Consider the following 17,214-nt stretch of genomic DNA (forward strand, 5'->3'; position numbering starts at 1 on the left):
GTTTGAGCTAATGCTTGAATGCTATCTTTGTCTTGATCAAATGCGCGACTGTATAAGTGGTTTGTGGGAACAATGTTTATATTGAGTTTGATTAAATGCTTTGACTCTGTTTCGAATTCATCTATAACAAACCCCTTATCTTTAAGGTGTGTTAAATCATAGCTGACCATGCATCCTTGTTCATTTTGAATATTTACAACCCAATGTCCTTCCTGAATATGCACAAGTTACCTCTTAGCATTTGATTTAATAAGTTATAATACTAGAGTGAGTATTGCTTTGTCTTAAACTTTTTATATCTGATGGACTCATTACGAAATCGTTCCAATGTAGAATTGAGCTTGAGATTATTTAACGAGGAAAAATCGTGCCACGTCCATTACTTGATGATGCTGTATTAAAACTGATCGATGCAAAGCTAATGCTCAATGGTCACGTTACCAGTAAAGATATTTACCGTCATTTGGGCTTAGGCCGTCAAAAGGTGAGTAAGGTCTTTCAAGACTATTTAGCGGCTAATCCAGATTCGATGATCTACGTTCCTGCTAAGAAAAAATATATGGTTACAGATTCCTTCAAGCCGTGTTTTCTTGGTGAAGTTAAAGCCGGTGAGTTTGTTGATGCTTTAATTACTGTTTTTGGAACATTTAACGAGAGCGAAAACAAAAATGACAGAAAAATTTAAGTATTTCATAATAGTTAGCCAGGATAGTGAAGAGGTAGAGCGTTCAGAAGGGACTATTGCGTATTTTGTTAATCCAGTAAACAAAGGCGATACAGTCTATTGGGATCATGAAAATGGGAGCTGTGGAGGTGTTATAAAAGTAGTAGAGCACCACCCTACTGTATCTATTCTTATTGTTAAAAAAATAGGCTAGAGCCCCCTGCTCTTACTTGATGTGCTTGTTTTCGTGAGCATATTAACTAAGAGCAAAATGTTTATAGAAGTAATCACTCCTTAGTAGTGTCCCCTTACTTCTCACGATGTAGTAAAAGGTGAATGACTTTATCTTTATCTTCACTAACAATTTCAACACGATAAATCCCTTTGGCTTGTAGCGCTTTAATTAACACTTTCAATCGATTGGTCTTCACTGTTATGGCCAGTGGCTTTATTTGATTGTTGTCTTCATCAAACCCTTGCTCTACGCTTTTTTCTTTCATGTAGAGAGTGTCTAGTTCAATTTCTTTTTCTATATCTTCCAGCATCGACGGGAATTGATGCTGCTCAAATAACTCTGTTAACATGATATAGAGGTCATCAGCCTGTGAGAATTTGGCTTGATACTCGAGATTCAGTCGATTGATATCCCATAGCTTTTCTTCAAGGTTGCCTGTTCCGCTACGGCCAATACTGAGCATTGTCTTTAGTTCATTTTTGCATGTCGAAAACTGAGGGCGCTTTACTTTTGGTTTGATGAATTTTACTAACAGCTCGTTTCTTCTTTTTGCTGTCCAAAATCCGCCTTGTTGACTCATCGTGCAATACAGTACGAGAAGTGAATTTGTTACAAGTTCATCAAGGGCTTGATAGTGTTTAAGGTTCCGACTCATGAATTTATTCTATCTAGATAACTGAAGCTCGAGTTTATCAGAAAAGTAACGTTAACATCTTAAAGAGGTGTATCACGATAATTGGAATCTGAGAAAAGATCCCATAAAGTTATTCGGAAGTTATCCCCTGAAATTGTGTATAAATTATAACCGTTCACTTTTGCATGCAAAACTCTGTTTTTTCTTATTGACTTTTTATGTCATTGCCCGTAGTATGAACCTTGTAATCAGGCGTTAACGCCAGTCTCAAAGGAGTAATACAATGGGTAAAATCGTCGCAATCGGTAATGAAAAAGGTGGAGTCGGTAAAACGACTTCTGTTGTAAATTTAGCTTACTACTTTTCTCATGTGCGCAATAAAAAAGTGTTGGTTGTAGATATGGACCCGCAATGTAATTTGACGGATAAGTATTTTGACCAAGATGATGAGAGTAAAGCGAAACCCGCCTCTATCACTCGAAAAGTCGGTGAGGCGAATGTCATTTCATTCTTCGATGAAGAGTTCTATGGTAAGCCTGTCGAACTCAATTCTAATCTTCATATCTTTGGTGCTACTTTCAACATCAGCAGTCTTAACAACTGTACAAACGATGAAATTGGCTTCTTTGCTGACAACATCAATAAATTGTCTGGACAATACGACTACGTATTTATCGACACCGCCCCTTCTGTTGGAAACCTGCAATACTCGGCCCTTATCGCGTGTGATGGTTTATTAATTCCTACCACAGCAGAAGAAGACAGTTTTCAAGGTGTATCGAAAATTCTTAAGTCTGTAGCGCGTATCAAAAACACTTATGGTTTGGATGTATCTGTATTAGGTATGTACCTAAACATGGTGAAAAAAGTCCCAACTCAATTGCAAGATTACTTCGCTACTAAGTTATCTGAGGATTATGGCGACCTGGTATTCAAGACTCAGGTGATCCATACAACTAGAGTTTCAGAAGCCTCAGCGTTCAAGCAAAGCATTATTGAGTATGACGCGAAAAAAGCTGAATACATCAACATCGATGCTTTGATGCAAGAGTTTGAATTGAGAGCGGAGGCGTTGTCATGAGTGGTAAGAAAGACTTTAAATCTTTAATGAGCAATAAGTCTAAATCGTTGCTCGATGAAGAAATCAACGAGGTAAAACCTGGTGAGAGCGTTGTTCTGATCCCTAAAGAGGACATCTATTCATCTGAACAGGTACGCAAATTCTTTGATGAAGAGTACATTGCCGAACTGTCTAAAAACATGGACGATATCGGTCAGATTCAACCCATCGTTGTGACTCACAAAGATATTCGTGGCTACAAAATACAAGTGGGTGAGTGTCGTTGGAGAGCGGCCAACCTGAGTGACAAAATCACTCACGTAGAATGTTTGGTGCGTGACGCGGGAACCGTGTTAGCGCAACTATCAGAAAACCTTCATAGAAACGACCTTACTCCTTTTGAAACGGGCCGCGCTTTAGAGCTGCTAATGGAAGAGCAAGGGATTGTTGAGAACAAAGATCTAGCCAATGTTGTGAGCTTATCTGAGTCTCGTATTAGCGCTTTTCGAAAGGCGGCTCAATGCCCTCCTTATATTGAACTTGCTTATCACAATGGCATTATCCGTGATGTTGATACGGTCAACTCTCTACGTATTGCAGGAGAACTCAGTGAGGTAGAAACAAAGAAACTTCTTGAATCCCCTGTTTCACGTAAAGAAGCTAAAGAGCTCGTAAAAAGCTTAAAGGCTTCTAAGAAAGAGGCTAAATCAAAACAAGTTGATGAAGAACAACCCTCCCATGAAAATCAAGAAGTTACGAATGAGGATACTTTAAATGAAGTCACTCAAACGAAAGTATCAGGTGCTACCCCTACCCCGCAAAATAATGGAATAAGAATATCGTTTGAGGGTGAGCAAGGCTTCATTGATCTCAATGGCCAAGCAGAAAGTGGCCAAATAGTTATTGTGCTCGATTCTAGTCCAGGGAAATTGACAGTACCAGCCAGAGATATTGCAGTGATTGGGTATCACTCGATAGAACATGTCCACTAATAAAAAAAAGTTGGCTCAAGTAGTGAATACTCATCGAGCCAACCTAATTAAGTTGTACTCATTACATTTTGAAGGCAGCGCTACTCAAGCCATTGAACAAATAACGACTAGAGCCGTCGATCGGTCTTATGTTGCTCATAGGTCCCCCCCTCCAGGTGAAGTAATAAAATCTTGGGTTATTGAAAGTCGCGCTCCTCAATGGGCTTGTAGAGCTTCCTTTGACTTGTTGATTGAGCTTGATTGGTTGCCAAATACTGATATTGAAAAAGCTATTACAGCTCGCTTTCTTCTCTTGAATGACTACCCAATCAATGAAAGTTGGAAAGTGCTATTAGGCGAGTGGCTAGAACTTGCAAAGCAAGCACAAAATGAGAACTCCGGCGAATACGAATAACTGAACGTTAGTTGCGGCGTTTTTAAATAATGTAGAAGAACAACGTGAAGACTGAGAACTTGGCGCGCGTATGCTATTTGAGAAGACTAAATCCAAACTTCTCATAAACCAAGAATCAATGAGCGAAGATTGGTCGCGTCAATGCAGTCAATGACACAAAAAAACAAACAAGAGAATCCGTCATGATTTTTTCATATGAACAAAGAATTAAGCACTTACATGAGCTTTCTCAATTACCTAGACAATCACTTTGTTTCCAGCTTTTAACGATTATGAACCTTTGTTATCACAACTTGGATAATGACAAGGTCGAACGATTGAAATTAGATGATGAAACCTTTTTCTATGAGGCTAATTCACTGAAAGAGCAACTGCTCGATGTGCCGAGTCTTAGTAATTCTCATAAGGTGCTCTATCTCCTACTCGATGCGGGTTTTATTGAGCGACGAGTGTTAGATAAAGATGGTCAAGTCGTTATTGGTGATAGCTACCAAAGAAACACGGCCAAAATCTATTGGCGTATATCCGACAAAGGGTTAAGTGTTTTCGGTTGATTAAATATTCTAGGAGTTAAGTTATGAACGAAGAACTATTCAAGTATTGGGATTCAGATAAAGCCAAGAAAAAGCAAACCGCGCTCACGCGTTTAAGTAATGGTTTAGCCAAGGAGCTTTTAGGAGACCGAAACACTAAGTCGCTGTTTAGTGATGAAGAAATTGAAGCGATCGAAAAAGCTAGAGAAGCCCTGGATAGTGTTAAACATAAGTTCACTCACCTTAAAGAGAAACGACTTAGAGATGAGCAAGAAAAAAAACGAGCTAAAGACGCTAGACAGGCTTTAGCTAAGAAACTTGCTACTGCATACATTAAAGGCTCAGGCTCGTATCCGCTCACAACTTTTTCTAGAAATCACTTCTACCTATTATGTATGTTGAATGACCTACGAATCGGTTTTACGCTTAGTATCAACGATTTTGATATTGAGGATTACAGTGGTGTGGTAACTCCTGATGAAGAGCATTGCCGACGAATGAAACATTACAATGTTGATACTCTTAAACGAGAGCTAGAAGAGCGTGTGATTACTTGGATTCTCGGTGCCTGGACGTATTCTGGAGAGCCAATAAATGAACCTAAAGCGAGACTAGCTGATCTGACTTCAAAGCTCGATGCGGCTTTTGTTGGTAAAGTCGATGAAAGATACAAGGCGCAGATAGAGCATCTTGAAAAATATAACCGAGCTATTGATGCAAAAGTTAAACGATCTGAATTTAAGATTGTTCAAGATTGATTTGAGCGATATCCCTTCTTTACTTCTTTTAACGTTCTTTTCTATCAAACTCAAAGAGCGTTAAAGCGACACTCGATTTTGCATGCAAAATTGCTCATGATTAATTTAGAGAGTATGAGAATATTTCTGTTAGGCCTAACTCAAAGCTCATTGGACGCGTAGAGAGTGACTTTCAATTTCGTATTGTGACTTTTGCATGCAAAATTGGACAAGCACAAACCTTACGCGGGTATGGAAGGATTATGTGTCTATTCTTCAGGGTTAGTATCGATATATGACTACAACGTATTTTGGTGATTTCTCACCGGACGAGTGTTTACGGCGAAATTGCTAAATGTTTAGCTGAATACATCAATGTTGATGCTAATCATGAATGATTTTCCTATCCAAGTTCGATTAAATGCCAGTAAAAGCGTTGATATGGAAATGTGTAAACGATATGAATAGTCTGGTAGCCGTGCCGGCACATTAAGAACTGATGTGCTTTATCAAATGGTACTCGCTATGGTATAGGCCAATGATAACGGTTCGATTAAGAGCGATGAGTTGTAGAAAATCATTGAATTAGTTGATGGTTCCTCGTCCCAGGATGAAAATAAAGAGCTAGTTTAAAGGATATGACTGACCTTGGGGAGATAGGAGAGTTAGTCTCTCTCTAGAACAATTAAGCCTTGCCTTGGGCGTTACCCTTCGGGCAAGGCTTTTCGCTTGTATCTTTCACCTATGGCCTAAAAGTGGCATCACCCTGATGAGTCACTCCGTGCCGCCCCAGAGTGTGCCTCTCTACAGTCCCTATCTAAAAGGATATCGCTGCAATCCTAAACGCCTGCGCCTCGTCATTCTTCCTCGTTGCCGCTTGTCGTGCCTCCTCACTCCTTTCACTGACATCCATTAAGTTCGAGTAAGGACTTGTTGTCTTATGTGCCGATTTTCCTTTCGACTCGCATCATTTGATGGGGCTCGCAGGCTGTTGACCCTCCTCAATCAGAACCTTCTCTGCAAGGGTAAATGAACGCTTCGCGCCCCTGCAGAGAAGAACCCTGTTTGAGGTAGGGACAGCCAAGCGGCTCCATAAAAGTGATACTCAAACAGAAAGGAAACTCCTCATGGCACAACGACACTCAAGCCCAACTCTCTCTAAATTGATGTTCAGCGACCAGCGTTTCGCCGCTGGGCACGAAAGCTCACCAAAAAATGATATCTCCTGTCCGATCGTTGAACGTACAGTTCGTTCGACCGTTTCAGCGACGGTTTCAAAAGTACTTATCTGGGTAAATTCCACTGACTTTAATTCGACTGTTCGAGCGGTCAAAGTGCATGAGATTTTACTTAAGGAGTTTGGTTATACCGACTCTTTGATCTTGGAGGAAAGCCTAAAAGGAAAAGGCGTGAGCATTAGCGTGTGTGACCGAGTGACGACTGTGAAACAGATGCGAGAAGATTATGCCTACGCGAAAAAAGAAGAGAGAAACGTTGAAACGACCGCTAAGCATCAAGAAATAGCGAAAGACCTTCTGACTAGCTTGTATGGCCAATAACACGGACTGAGCGCCGCCCATCACGACTTTAAATATTAAAAGGGACCTATTATGTCTGTACTTGCTAACTACTCTAATCACAGCCTTTTCTCAGTCGAAGAAAAAGATATCTTGAACCATGCCGCGAGCATTTTAAAATCTAAGTTGTTTGTGTCAGAGCAGACGCCACTCAATTCCCCTGAATTGGTGAAGTCATTTTGTCAGACCTCACTCGCTTCCAATGAAAGCGAAGTGTTTGGGGTGATCTTTCTTGATAGTCAGCATCGAGTTTTACGCACAAAAGAGATGTTTAACGGCACCATTGACGCCGCCTCCGTTTACCCGCGTGAAGTGGTCAAGGAGTCACTGGCCACAAATGCAAGCGCGGTCATTTTTTATCATAACCATCCCAGCGGTGATGCCACACCCAGCCAAGCCGATCGACGTATTACTCGACGATTGACCGACGCGTTAGCCTTGGTTGATATTCGAGTACTCGATCACTTCGTTGTGTCTTTTGAAGATGTGGTGTCGTTTGCGGAGCGTGGTTGGATATAGCCATTAGTTGGTGAAAAATGTTTCTCATTCACGCCTATTCTGGCGTGAATGACTTCGGTAACGTAATGCAGTAAACTAAAGACAACTAAATAAGGTTTCTATTATGTCTGAATCAAGCAAAGTCACATTAAGCGTTGAAGAGCTGATCAACCTAACCGCTCATGCTGCCACTCAAGAGCAGTTAAATGATACGCGTAAAGAACTCGATCAGAAGATCGAAGCGGTTCGTCATGAGCTTTCAGATAAAATCGACACGGTTCGTAATGAAGTGAGTTCCCTTAAAAACCTCATTATTGCAACAGCCTTCGCGATGATTGCGACGGTAGCCGGTGCCGCGTTTTGGGTTGGTAGTCATATCAACGTTTAATGTTCAAATATGTTTTCTGAAATGCCTCTTATCCTAGAGGCATTTTTTTTGTCCTCGTTATGTCCTTCGATCGCTTCAACGCTCGCGCTAAAAGACGTTGAGCCAAAGGCTCGACCGCAAGCGGTCGTCAAGCTGGCTCTCAGTAGGGCTGTAGGCCCATTGGCTCGGTGCTTGATTGTATTACAGTGTATTGATGTCAATTTGTGGTTGCGTGGCTGATAGGGCTCAATTGACGAGTTTTTTATGATGTTCGTTTAAAGCGGATTTGAAGCACAGCGTCGTAATAAGGGCTTGGATTGGGCGTTACCCCTACGGGGCAAGGCTTTTCGCTTGTATCTTTCATCTATGGCCTAAGAGTGGCATCACCCTGGTGAGTCACTGCGTGCCGCTCCAGAATGTGCCTCTCTACAGTCCCTATCTAAAAGGATATCGCTGCAATCCTGAACGCACTTCTCTCACTGCGTTCGTTGCGCCTCGTCGTGCCTCCTCGTTGCTCTCCCTGCCTTTGAATAAGTTCGAGTAAGGCTTGTTTTCTTATGCGCCGATTTCCTTTCACTCGCATCATTTACGGGCTCGCAGGCTGTTAACCGTCTCTCCCCACAACCTGATTTGCAAGGGTAAATGAACGCTGCGCGCCCTTGCAAAGCAGAACGATGGTGAGAGAGCGGACAGCCAAGCGGCTCCGAAAAGTGATACTCAAACAAAAGGAAAATCCTCATGGCGCAACAAAATTCAAACCTAACTCTTTCTAATTCAAATTCAGTGACCAGCGTTTCGCCGCTGGAGCACGAAAGCTCACCAAAAAATGATATCTCTAAGCGCGTGCAACCAGTAGGGCTAAGTCGTGATATTGCCCTATCAGAATTAAAGTCTGTGGAAGATATAGTCGTGATTGCCGCTCATGTAAAAGCAAGAGCAAGACATTCAAGTGTTTGGCAAGAACTGACGGTTTTGTTCCCAGAAACAGAACTCAATAAGCCGTACTGGGGGCAAGGCATCGCGAGAGGTCATGTGATTACTGAGACGAATAAAGTCGGGCTGAATAGTCGTGCTGTCGTCATGGGGTGGGTGACAGATAGCCATCAATATATCGAAGTATAAAGAGTTGATACCCCCTAATTATAAAATGGAGACTTAAATAATGAAATATCTCTCACACTATATTCAAGACAAACAAACTCAGGCTTTTAATGAGACCGGGGCGTTCTTTGCTTTTTCTAATCAACAGTTCGATGAGGGAAAAAAAGAGGGCGTGAAATACGCGTCGCTAGGTATGGGGTTAATTTGCCCCACCGATAACGCGAAGCAATTAATGACTCGTTTAGATTCTATCGCTCAAGAAGGGATCGCCGAAGATATCAAGGAGAACGGGAAAAAGGCGATCATTCGCCGTGAGTTATTTAATCATGAGTGTTTCTACACCAATGATATTTGTGATTGTGTGGAAAAGCTCGAAGGGTATGGCATTTCATACGATGAGATTTATGAAGTGTTTAATCACATTCGTAAAACGGAAGACGTTTATTAAACCTGAAATTAAAGCGCCTTGATATTTGTTCCATCAAATATCAAGGCATGTTCAATTACATCGGAGTTAGATTTAATGAACATTCTGAATGCTACACAAGATAGAGAAGAAACGAAAGAAAAATGTTACTTTTGTACGGCCGTACCGTTTTTGTTGGGTAAAGTGGTCTATACGCAAGGTATTGAGCAGTTATTAGATAATAATGTCGGTGTTAACTTGTCGATTTATTTGCAGCGTCACCAAAGTGGAGATTGGGGAGAGACTTGCATTGAAGATAAAATCACCAATGACGAAGCAACCAAAACAGGCGAGCGAGTGATATCGAATTATACGATTTGTGATCAATCGGTTTGGATAATAACTGAACGTGACCGCAGCGTGACCACAATTTTATTACCTTGTGAATATTGATATCTCAATGGGATGGCATAAAATGAGAGTCCTATTATTAGGGCTCTTTTTTATGATGAAACCATTACTTTATCTTTCGTTGTTATCGCCGTGTTTCAGTTGGGCTTTTTGCTTTGATGAGGCAGGGCGATTTTATAATGTCGATCCACAGCTTTTAAAATCCATTGCAACGGTAGAGAGCAGCTTAAAACCGAACGCGTACAATGAAAATAAAAATAGAGTCGGTGAGGTGGTTAGTCGTGACTTTGGATTGATGCAAATTAATTCCCATTGGTTTGATCGACTATCCGAATTTAATGTGAATGAAACAAACATCTATAATCCTTGCTTTAATGTTCATCTTGGCGCGTGGGTATTAAGTTCTAATTTTTCTAGTCATGGTTATAACTGGAACAGTGTCGGCGCGTATAATGCGGGTTTTTCCAAACGCACCGAGAACGCCAGAAAAATATACATCCAAAAAGTCCAATCGGTTTATTTTAAGATGAACGTTCAATAAAAGGCCTCGCACCATAATGGTGCGAGGCCTTCAGCTTTTCCTCTCGCTTTCTTCCCTCAATTTCCAGATCCCCACATCCCTCGTTCGTCAGATTCATTCGCCACCTGGTCGGCTTTTGTCTTTCGCTGTCAGTTTTTCCCGTCGCTTTGATTAAGGAACTCAGATCATTCGTTCTGAGTTGTTGGTTAGTTGAGTTGGTGACCACACACCACGCTAAATCGTAAACGATTTAAATGGTTGTCTGTGATGAATTTAAAACCTATAAAAACAATGACTTATTCTTACTGGTGGAGGCGAAATAGAGCGTGAAAAAATTTTCAAAATCTCAACTAATTAGCCGCTGAAGTCCCAGTGTGAAAATATGTAATCACATTGAATTATTATTGACGCCTTTCTGTGTAAGGGATTGTGGTGATTTAAATCTAAATTTAATGGGATTTAATTGAATTGTTATTTATCCCTTTAGCAGTAAGGTTGTAGCGGTTTTTTTAAAACTAAGTACAATGGGTTTTCATTGAAAATTTATTGGATTTCATTGGGGCTTGAAAGTGGGCTTCATTGACATTCATTGAGGAGAAAAAACTAAATTATGTCACGTTCTTACCCTTTACAAAGCTCCCTTCGAGGGAAGCTAGAGCAAGATTTTAAGAAGTTCAGAGACAGAGAAAAGTTAAGTGATGCCGAGGCAACTCGTCAGCTTTTTACCTTGGCGTTGCGCATCAAACTGAATGACAGTGACGATGAGCGGCCGTCGAACCGTGAGTTGATGGAAGAAACGTATCGTAGAGTTAGGCAGGTACAAGGCGTGCTAAATTTAAATTTAGCACATAGCTTTGATGGGGAGAGTTATTATAAGAACAAAGCCGACTCTATTGAGCAAAGAAAATCCAACACCGCTTTGGTTGATAAAAGTGTCGACGAGTATCTTGAAGGCGAAAAAAAAGGGTAGCCAGTGGCTACCCTTATATTATCGCTCTAACTCTCTGTCGATTTCTTTGTCTTCCCAATGACTCTCTTTCTCTGAGTGATTCAATGCCATCTCTTGTTGAGGGGAATATTCTTTTGCCTCAAAGTGGTCGAGTGATTGGCTGTCGGTTTCTTTTTTCTCATTATAGTTGAGGGTGTCTAATTCGCTCTCTTGATGAGAAATATGTGACTCACTTAATTCAATGTTATGTGCGCTGTTATCTCGCTCTAGTTTATCAATGCACGATTTAATGTCCTCTTTAAGGTTATCGTCTGACATGAATTGAATGTCTCGGCCATTAAAGTTCTCGACGATTTTCTCAATGTTGTTCGGGTTTAAATCGTGATTGCCGTGATTTAATACAATAATGATGTTCTGTCTCAGTTCATCGGTGGAGATGTTTTGAATGTCGTTCTTATGATTGACATTGATAATATCAATCTGCCCTTGGGTTTGGTCTCTAATTAAGAAAGAGTGTTCAATCGAGGTACTGATGATGGTGGTGTTTAAATTCTCTCCTTGATGGAATTGGGTTAATTGTTTGGACTTTGTGCCTAGGGTTCTTGGGTTAATATCTAGGGAGGTGTCTTTATTTCCTTGAGTGTCTAAATAGGTCACTTCAATGGCTTTAGTTTCACCTTCTTTATTGTGGATGTTGGTTAACATCGCAGGATGAAGAGATCTATCTTCGGATGAATAGACCGCTGGGTGGAACTTAACCTGGTTATTTTCAATGTTATTGACACCGAGCTTGTTTAAGTACGTTTGGGCCAACGTGTTATCCATCGGTAAGCTTTGATTGATATAATCTTTAGCCCGTTCTTCAAACTGCGCAATATGCCTTGGGGTGGTGCTCAGTAATTTGTCGTGTTTATTGTTTTCCTCCAATTGATATTTATCTGGCTCGTTGAGCATCTTGTGCGCTTCATTCATCGCGGCTTTATAATTCATTTCCTTATGACTCATGATTAGGTTAATCAATGCGCCTTTTTCGCCTGTGGTGTAGTCTTTGAAATACCCACGATACTCTCCAGTTAAGGTGACTTTAATCGCCGATTTACCAATGCCAAAGGTTAAATAATCCCGGTCTGATTTGGATTGATTCGGCTGGCCTAATAACTGAATGGCGAGGCTTTCGGTGTATTTGGGTAGTTGCGTATTGATGTGCTCCCTAAATGTGTTGTAGTCAAAGTCACCGCTTTTATTTTGGAATCGGACGTCCTCATGAGGGAGGGCATTACGGTTAAAGTAAGTGGTGTCTTTGGGTGGGATTTGGTTAAGGGTTTCTATCGCACTGGCTTTGTGGCTCTCTTTAGAAAGCCAGCTTTTGACCAATTGTTTGGTGTTGTCGGTATAGAGCCGAATGTGCTGACTGGCACGAGTCACATCGATACCAGCGCGTCTTAAGTTGGTCAGTGCGCCTTTGCTTTGTATCGCGCTAATGACGTGTTGATAGGTGGACCCTTGCGCCATGTCTGCGGTCCGACTGTAAGCGTAGTCCCAGTGCCCGTCTTTAAGCGCATTAGGGTTAAGGTTGAGTGTTTGTCCTGTCTTAGATTGAGCGATAACATTGTCTGTAGTCGCTTGCGTGATGCGGTACTTCACGTTGGCTTTAATGCCGCGCTCTTTATCGGTAAAACGGGTGATGATTTTATCGCCGGTTGAAAGTGGCTTTTCTGACGTAGAGAACAGGGTGGTGAAGCGGTGGTCACGGTTACGCGGTAAGAACGGCCTTGTCTTACCTGTACTCGCGTCTTGAAGTGTTACTACGCCATGCTCTGAATCCACGTGCGTGATTGTCGCGTACTCACCGGGCTTGGTGCTCAGTATCAAGCCTTTTTGATAGGGCATCATGGTCGTGAGCTCTTCCCCGGTCGCGCCGATTGAGCGTAGCCTCGTTGCGATGACGTTCTCTTTGCCTAACTCACTCTTTTTCATCAAACCGACACGGATGTGTTCGGTGATGGTGTCTCGCTCCTGGTTGGTGTACGCGATAATCAGTGTGTTGTCTCGCGTTTCAGGGGTGCGCTCTAAATAGTCTTTGGCGACCACATAGGGCAGCTTCTCTGTGGCGGTGAGCTGCGCTCTGCGTCGGTCTTTGTCGTTTTCATCCAGCGTAGAAATGACATGTTGACTTTTGCCTTGAGTATCAGGGGCTTGCTGCTGGAGTTTATCTAGGGCGCTGAGCGGCTGTTTATCAATGGTGTTTTGCTGTGCATTGTGCAGGGTGTCATTTTGTGGGCGTACCATATCGGTCATGTAAGCAGTATCGATACGGCCTTGATTCATGGCCAGCTCAAAGGGTTTACCGGCACTGAGTGACAATAACTGCTCTTTATCGCCCAATTTGACTGTTTTGGACTCACTGTCATTGACGAGCTTTGTGAACTCATCGGCCTGCTTGTTGCTGACCATGGAGCTTTCATCGAGAAAGAACAAGGTGTGTTGATAATCACTGGCTTCTCGATTGCCTTGCCTGATGTCAGAGAGCAAGCTTTCCAGTGTTTGCGCTTTCACACCTTTGCTTTCTAGCTCTGCAACCGCGGCGTGCGTGGGCGCAAGACCGATGACGCTTTGCTCTGGTTGCTGGCTGGCTTCTTTCACTAACTGGATAAGTTCAATGTTGGATTCAAGCAGGGTGGACTTACCTGTACCGGCTAATCCTTGGATGGCCACAAAGCTGTCTTTGGTGGTTGAGATAAGGGTGATGGCGTCTTTTTGCCCTTGGGTTAGGCGAGGCTTGGTATTGAGAAAGTCTTGCACCTGTTTGTGGGTAGCAAAAGGCTGATGTTGGCCTTTACCATCATCGATGTTTTGCAAGATACGCTTTTCAGTCTCCAGCGCGGCTTGCGTTGTCCAGCGTGTACCGTCACTGTACTCTGCAGAAAGGGTGTCGCTGCGTTTCGTTAGCTCTGTTTCAACCTGCTCTTTGGTAATAGAGCCTCCGGCTTCTTCAAAGGCGTAGCGCACAGCTTCCACGACTAACGCTTTTTGGCTAAATGCCGCTTCTCGCTCTGAGAGGTGGTTCAGGGCAAAGCTGACCGCTTTTTCGATGAGTGGGGCGTTTTGCGCTTTGGCTAGTGCTGACAGCGCTTGACTGACATCCTGCTTTAGCAAATCTTGGGTGGCGTCGTTTAGGTAGCGGTCGTTGACGTTTTGCGTCTGCAGTACACGCTCAATGGCTGACGGGGAAACCTGCTCTTTTTCAAGTGCGCTTTGGGCTTTGTCTGGTTTGTTGGTGAAGATATCAAGGCGCTCTGTTTTTTCAGTCAGGTCGTTTATCAGGGGCTTAGATAGGGTAAATGCTTTGCCAGACAGTAAAGTATGGGCTTTTGGCTCAATATGGTGGGCGCCGTGAACGTAGTCGTATTGCAGCGGCGCGTCTTTTAAGCTTTCTAAGTTGACGCGCTGCGTTTCCCTTTTGCTCTCAAGCGTGAGGCTTTCTTTGTCAAGGTGAGTGACAAGGTAGCTTTGGTTCGCGTCCAAGCCAGCAGGGAAGTGTTTGCCTAATGTTCGAAGGCGTTCGCCTTGGGCGATGTTGAGACTTTGCGGTTTATTAATTTGCATCTTCATCTGCTTAAAGGCGCGACTGGACGGGTCAAAGGTGTGTGACTGTCCATCGTGTTTGCTGAGTGCGGTCATGGTGTTGCTCTCTTTATCGATACTGGCGATGACAAAACTCTGAGGTTTGTTTTTCTCCCAATGGGTGAGTGTCATGCCTGGTTTGTAGTGTTGAACGAGGGGTTGTTGCGCTTTAGAGAGGTGGTGAGGTACTTGAGTAAATAGGGTGGTTTCGTGTCTGGCGAGGGCGCCGGTATTTTTCAGTTGGCCCCGTATCGCTTCGGTTAACCGCCGCTGCTCGACGCTGGAAGTGGCAATCACTTGCGTGTTGGCTTTATCGGGGAGGTCTGAGTACACCCGCGCTATCCTATCGGTGTCATTGTCATGCAGTTTCACGTTGGTATGGCTGGCTCGCTTGCCAACCCAAGAATGACTCTCCACATTGCCTTTTTGATACAGCGAGATAGCGTTATTGGCTTTAAATCCCTGACGGCTTGATACACGATTAAGCATCACCACTTTACTGCTCGATTGTTTGGCTTTATCGGTGAGGGCCAACAATTCATTGGCGCTCATCTTATTGGCGTCATCGATGAGCAAGACGTCTTTATTGGTCAGCGGCGTATCGCTTTGCAATAAGCTGTGGGTGGTGTGGCGCTGCTCTGGTGAAAAGAGCTGACCAACCCAAGCGCTGAGTGTTTGACTCTTGCGCTGTACGCTCTCCATACCCTCTGTCTTGGCTTTCACGCTTTGGGAGACCAATTGGACACGCTTACCGCTGTGATTGCCTACATTGAGTAGCTGCTGCGCAATGCTTTGTGATGAGCCGTGTACATTGACCACATGGAACTGTTTGGTGGAGTGGTACAGGTCGGTCAGTATACGCTGCTGGTTTTCAGGGATAGCGAGCTTGTTGAGCGTGCTGGATTCAACGTGGGTGCGCATGTGATGCACCCGGCCTTGGGTGCTATCGATAAGCGCTTGTTCGTTATCAATTAAGCCTTTGGTGGTGTATTGCCCTTTGTGATTGAGTCCAATCAAGTCGCCCTGCTTAATCATTTCATCCGCGACTTTTTTGATATCAAGGGCGTTGAGTTGCACGCCGCCTTTGGTGAACTCTGAGGCGGTGAGTTCAATGATTTTTTCTAGGTGTAACGCGGTGCTGTATTGCCCTAGATGGTCAATGGCTCTGCTGATGGCGGCTTTGGTTTCACCAAGTGGTGGGGTGTTTTGCGCTTCTTTCACTTGTTGCGCCATGGTGACAAGCTCTGCGGGGTCATACCCTTGCTCTTTTACGGTGCTTTGCCACTGTTTGTTGAGGCTGTCACTGCTCTGGTAGGTTTTGCTTTTACGAGTATCGAGGTTGGCTACGTCTTTCGCCGCGCGAGAGTCAAAGCCTAAATCGAGTGTGCGTTGGTCAATTTGTTGTTTGCGAGTGGACGACGCATCAAGAATAGGCTGAGGGACACCGCTGATTTCGAACTGACCGTTGCCGACGCCTCGCGTGGAATAACCGAGGGTTTCTGCCTCTTTAGCTAATTGGCTCTGGTACAAGATCCCGTAGTATTTTTGGAAGTTGTAAATACGCTCGCCGGTCCCGTTAATCACGCCCCCTTTTTGTTTTAGGCTGGTTGATAAAGCGCGTAAATCTCCTTCTTTATCGCGCGTCATGTTAGCGGCTAGCGCGTGCGAGTGCACTTGCATGTCATTTTCACGGCTGGTCTTGTGGCGCACGACTGCAAATAGCATCGAATCCGTATTTTCGTATTCTTGAACGCCTTTCTCATGGGTGACTTTGACTTGTGCTACGTCTTTCTCCAGCTCTGTTAAGGCGAACTTCACGGCGTTATTGTGCGCTTCAATGAGGCGGTTATCTCCGCCAATAAGCGCAAGAACGCTGAGGGATTTGGGCGCAGAAAAGGTCAGGTCGAAGCCAGATTTGTGTTTTTCTCGTTTCCCTTTAATGGTTTCACCACCCAGGTTTCCTGAAAGCACCGATTCTAGGGTGGCTTGCTCTACGGGTTTACCCGTCAGTCCCGCTTCGATGGCCAACTTGCCATGCCAGAAGGTGTTTTCTTCCTGGTCTTGCTCCTTGAGGTAGTAGTTATCGCCCGCGTCTTTTTCTAAAGAGACGTCAGGTAGGTCTTTGGGGTTTTCTTCGCTGAGGTAATATTTGGCAGCGCCAGAAGCGGATTTCAATGGGCTAATAGAAAGCATGAGTCTTTTCCTTGTGCAACGCACATCGCCGCTAGCAGCAAAACTGAGCGGTGGTAATAACGGGATACGGAATTACAAAGCCTTGCCATTGCAAGGCTTTGTATAGTGATGATTCGAGATGATAAGGCTCTATGTTCGTTTATAGTGCACTATAACTAAATGTTTAGTAGTAACTAAGATTGAGTCAGTGCACTTTTTGACACGATGAGTGCCAAGTACAGGAAAATCAGGCCTATCGAATGCAATAAACCAAATAACGAGTACTCCATGCTGATGCTCAGGAGTAAAGCGAACCCTGCAGAGGTGAGTACAATGTAAT

The 17,214-nt window shown here is 43.5% G+C and carries 18 protein-coding genes; 15 read left to right on the forward strand and 3 right to left on the reverse strand.

Going from position 1 to position 17,214, the window contains the following annotated elements:
• On the reverse strand, positions 1–224 hold a 224-nt coding region (locus AB6E52_RS16850; RefSeq protein ID WP_372189964.1), incomplete at its 3' end, for a hypothetical protein.
• Positions 225–367: 143 nt separating this feature from the next.
• On the opposite strand from AB6E52_RS16850, the gene AB6E52_RS16855 reads away from it, so the two are divergent.
• Positions 368–685, forward strand: coding sequence for a hypothetical protein (locus tag AB6E52_RS16855; protein ID WP_371980007.1), 318 nt, complete (start codon positions 368–370; stop codon positions 683–685).
• Positions 669–878 (forward strand): hypothetical protein, encoded by a 210-nt coding sequence (locus AB6E52_RS16860; protein WP_210457301.1) that lies wholly within the window; start codon positions 669–671, stop codon positions 876–878. The genes AB6E52_RS16855 and AB6E52_RS16860 overlap by 17 nt, the downstream gene beginning before the upstream one ends.
• A 94-nt stretch (positions 879–972) precedes the next feature.
• On the opposite strand, the gene AB6E52_RS16865 is transcribed toward AB6E52_RS16860, so the two are convergent.
• On the reverse strand, positions 973–1,554 hold the full coding sequence (locus tag AB6E52_RS16865) for a DUF2913 family protein (RefSeq protein ID WP_371980006.1): 582 nt from the start codon (positions 1,552–1,554) through the stop codon (positions 973–975).
• A gap of 262 nt (positions 1,555–1,816) precedes the next feature.
• On the opposite strand from AB6E52_RS16865, the gene AB6E52_RS16870 reads away from it, so the two are divergent.
• The 13 genes from AB6E52_RS16870 (at position 1,817) to AB6E52_RS16930 (ending at position 11,099) form a co-directional block, all read left to right on the forward strand.
• Positions 1,817–2,614 carry a ParA family protein gene (locus AB6E52_RS16870; protein ID WP_371980005.1) on the forward strand — a complete coding sequence of 266 codons (798 nt, stop codon included), beginning with the start codon at positions 1,817–1,819 and terminating at the stop codon, positions 2,612–2,614.
• Positions 2,611–3,585 carry a ParB/RepB/Spo0J family partition protein gene (locus AB6E52_RS16875; RefSeq protein ID WP_371980004.1) on the forward strand — a complete coding sequence of 325 codons (975 nt, stop codon included), beginning with the start codon at positions 2,611–2,613 and terminating at the stop codon, positions 3,583–3,585. Before AB6E52_RS16870 ends, AB6E52_RS16875 begins: the two co-directional genes overlap by 4 nt.
• 10 nt (positions 3,586–3,595) lie before the next feature.
• Positions 3,596–3,979, forward strand: coding sequence for a hypothetical protein (locus tag AB6E52_RS16880; protein WP_372134411.1), 384 nt, complete (start codon positions 3,596–3,598; stop codon positions 3,977–3,979).
• Between the two features lie 182 nt (positions 3,980–4,161).
• Positions 4,162–4,533 (forward strand): hypothetical protein, encoded by a 372-nt coding sequence (locus tag AB6E52_RS16885; protein ID WP_102332444.1) that lies wholly within the window; start codon positions 4,162–4,164, stop codon positions 4,531–4,533.
• Between the two features lie 23 nt (positions 4,534–4,556).
• Positions 4,557–5,270 carry a hypothetical protein gene (locus tag AB6E52_RS16890; RefSeq protein ID WP_371980002.1) on the forward strand — a complete coding sequence of 238 codons (714 nt, stop codon included), beginning with the start codon at positions 4,557–4,559 and terminating at the stop codon, positions 5,268–5,270.
• A 1,106-nt stretch (positions 5,271–6,376) separates the two neighbouring features.
• Positions 6,377–6,808 (forward strand): hypothetical protein, encoded by a 432-nt coding sequence (locus tag AB6E52_RS16895; RefSeq protein WP_371980001.1) that lies wholly within the window; start codon positions 6,377–6,379, stop codon positions 6,806–6,808.
• A gap of 51 nt (positions 6,809–6,859) precedes the next feature.
• The gene (gene radC, locus AB6E52_RS16900; protein ID WP_016799664.1) at positions 6,860–7,345 is read left to right on the forward strand and encodes a DNA repair protein RadC; all 486 of its coding nucleotides are present in this window, start codon (positions 6,860–6,862) and stop codon (positions 7,343–7,345) included.
• A gap of 103 nt (positions 7,346–7,448) precedes the next feature.
• Positions 7,449–7,712 (forward strand): DUF1640 domain-containing protein, encoded by a 264-nt coding sequence (locus AB6E52_RS16905; protein WP_102258136.1) that lies wholly within the window; start codon positions 7,449–7,451, stop codon positions 7,710–7,712.
• Positions 7,713–8,429: 717 nt separating this feature from the next.
• Positions 8,430–8,813 carry a hypothetical protein gene (locus tag AB6E52_RS16910; protein WP_249633785.1) on the forward strand — a complete coding sequence of 128 codons (384 nt, stop codon included), beginning with the start codon at positions 8,430–8,432 and terminating at the stop codon, positions 8,811–8,813.
• A gap of 40 nt (positions 8,814–8,853) precedes the next feature.
• The gene (locus AB6E52_RS16915) at positions 8,854–9,240 is read left to right on the forward strand and encodes a hypothetical protein (protein ID WP_371980000.1); all 387 of its coding nucleotides are present in this window, start codon (positions 8,854–8,856) and stop codon (positions 9,238–9,240) included.
• A gap of 75 nt (positions 9,241–9,315) precedes the next feature.
• Positions 9,316–9,651 (forward strand): type I restriction endonuclease subunit M, encoded by a 336-nt coding sequence (locus AB6E52_RS16920; RefSeq protein WP_371979999.1) that lies wholly within the window; start codon positions 9,316–9,318, stop codon positions 9,649–9,651.
• A 55-nt stretch (positions 9,652–9,706) separates the two neighbouring features.
• Complete coding sequence (locus AB6E52_RS16925; protein ID WP_029189388.1) at positions 9,707–10,150, forward strand: lytic transglycosylase domain-containing protein; 444 nt, start codon at positions 9,707–9,709, stop codon at positions 10,148–10,150.
• A gap of 589 nt (positions 10,151–10,739) precedes the next feature.
• A complete protein-coding gene (locus tag AB6E52_RS16930; RefSeq protein WP_017085512.1) occupies positions 10,740–11,099 on the forward strand; it encodes a hypothetical protein in 360 nt (119 codons plus the stop codon).
• Between the two features lie 18 nt (positions 11,100–11,117).
• Here the strand turns inward: AB6E52_RS16930 and traI are convergent, their stop codons facing one another.
• Positions 11,118–16,895: a conjugative transfer relaxase/helicase TraI gene (gene traI, locus AB6E52_RS16935; RefSeq protein WP_372024268.1), complete on the reverse strand. Its 5,778-nt coding sequence runs from the start codon at positions 16,893–16,895 to the stop codon at positions 11,118–11,120.
• Between the last annotated feature and the right edge of the window lie 319 nt (positions 16,896–17,214).

The sequence above is a fragment of the Vibrio sp. 10N.247.311.13 genome, assembly GCF_041467595.1.
Classification (GTDB): Bacteria; Pseudomonadota; Gammaproteobacteria; order Enterobacterales; family Vibrionaceae; genus Vibrio; species Vibrio crassostreae_C.

Coding starts and splice junctions, on each gene's coding strand:
- AB6E52_RS16860 (WP_210457301.1), top strand. CDS start 669: ATGACAGAAAAATTTAAGTATTTCATAATAGTTAGCCAGGATAGTGAA.
- AB6E52_RS16865 (WP_371980006.1), bottom strand. CDS start 1,554: ATGAGTCGGAACCTTAAACACTATCAAGCCCTTGATGAACTTGTAACA.
- AB6E52_RS16870 (WP_371980005.1), top strand. CDS start 1,817: ATGGGTAAAATCGTCGCAATCGGTAATGAAAAAGGTGGAGTCGGTAAA.
- AB6E52_RS16875 (WP_371980004.1), top strand. CDS start 2,611: ATGAGTGGTAAGAAAGACTTTAAATCTTTAATGAGCAATAAGTCTAAA.
- AB6E52_RS16885 (WP_102332444.1), top strand. CDS start 4,162: ATGATTTTTTCATATGAACAAAGAATTAAGCACTTACATGAGCTTTCT.
- AB6E52_RS16890 (WP_371980002.1), top strand. CDS start 4,557: ATGAACGAAGAACTATTCAAGTATTGGGATTCAGATAAAGCCAAGAAA.
- AB6E52_RS16895 (WP_371980001.1), top strand. CDS start 6,377: ATGGCACAACGACACTCAAGCCCAACTCTCTCTAAATTGATGTTCAGC.
- radC (WP_016799664.1), top strand. CDS start 6,860: ATGTCTGTACTTGCTAACTACTCTAATCACAGCCTTTTCTCAGTCGAA.
- AB6E52_RS16905 (WP_102258136.1), top strand. CDS start 7,449: ATGTCTGAATCAAGCAAAGTCACATTAAGCGTTGAAGAGCTGATCAAC.
- AB6E52_RS16910 (WP_249633785.1), top strand. CDS start 8,430: ATGGCGCAACAAAATTCAAACCTAACTCTTTCTAATTCAAATTCAGTG.
- AB6E52_RS16915 (WP_371980000.1), top strand. CDS start 8,854: ATGAAATATCTCTCACACTATATTCAAGACAAACAAACTCAGGCTTTT.
- AB6E52_RS16920 (WP_371979999.1), top strand. CDS start 9,316: ATGAACATTCTGAATGCTACACAAGATAGAGAAGAAACGAAAGAAAAA.
- AB6E52_RS16925 (WP_029189388.1), top strand. CDS start 9,707: ATGAAACCATTACTTTATCTTTCGTTGTTATCGCCGTGTTTCAGTTGG.
- AB6E52_RS16930 (WP_017085512.1), top strand. CDS start 10,740: ATGTCACGTTCTTACCCTTTACAAAGCTCCCTTCGAGGGAAGCTAGAG.
- traI (WP_372024268.1), bottom strand. CDS start 16,895: ATGCTTTCTATTAGCCCATTGAAATCCGCTTCTGGCGCTGCCAAATAT.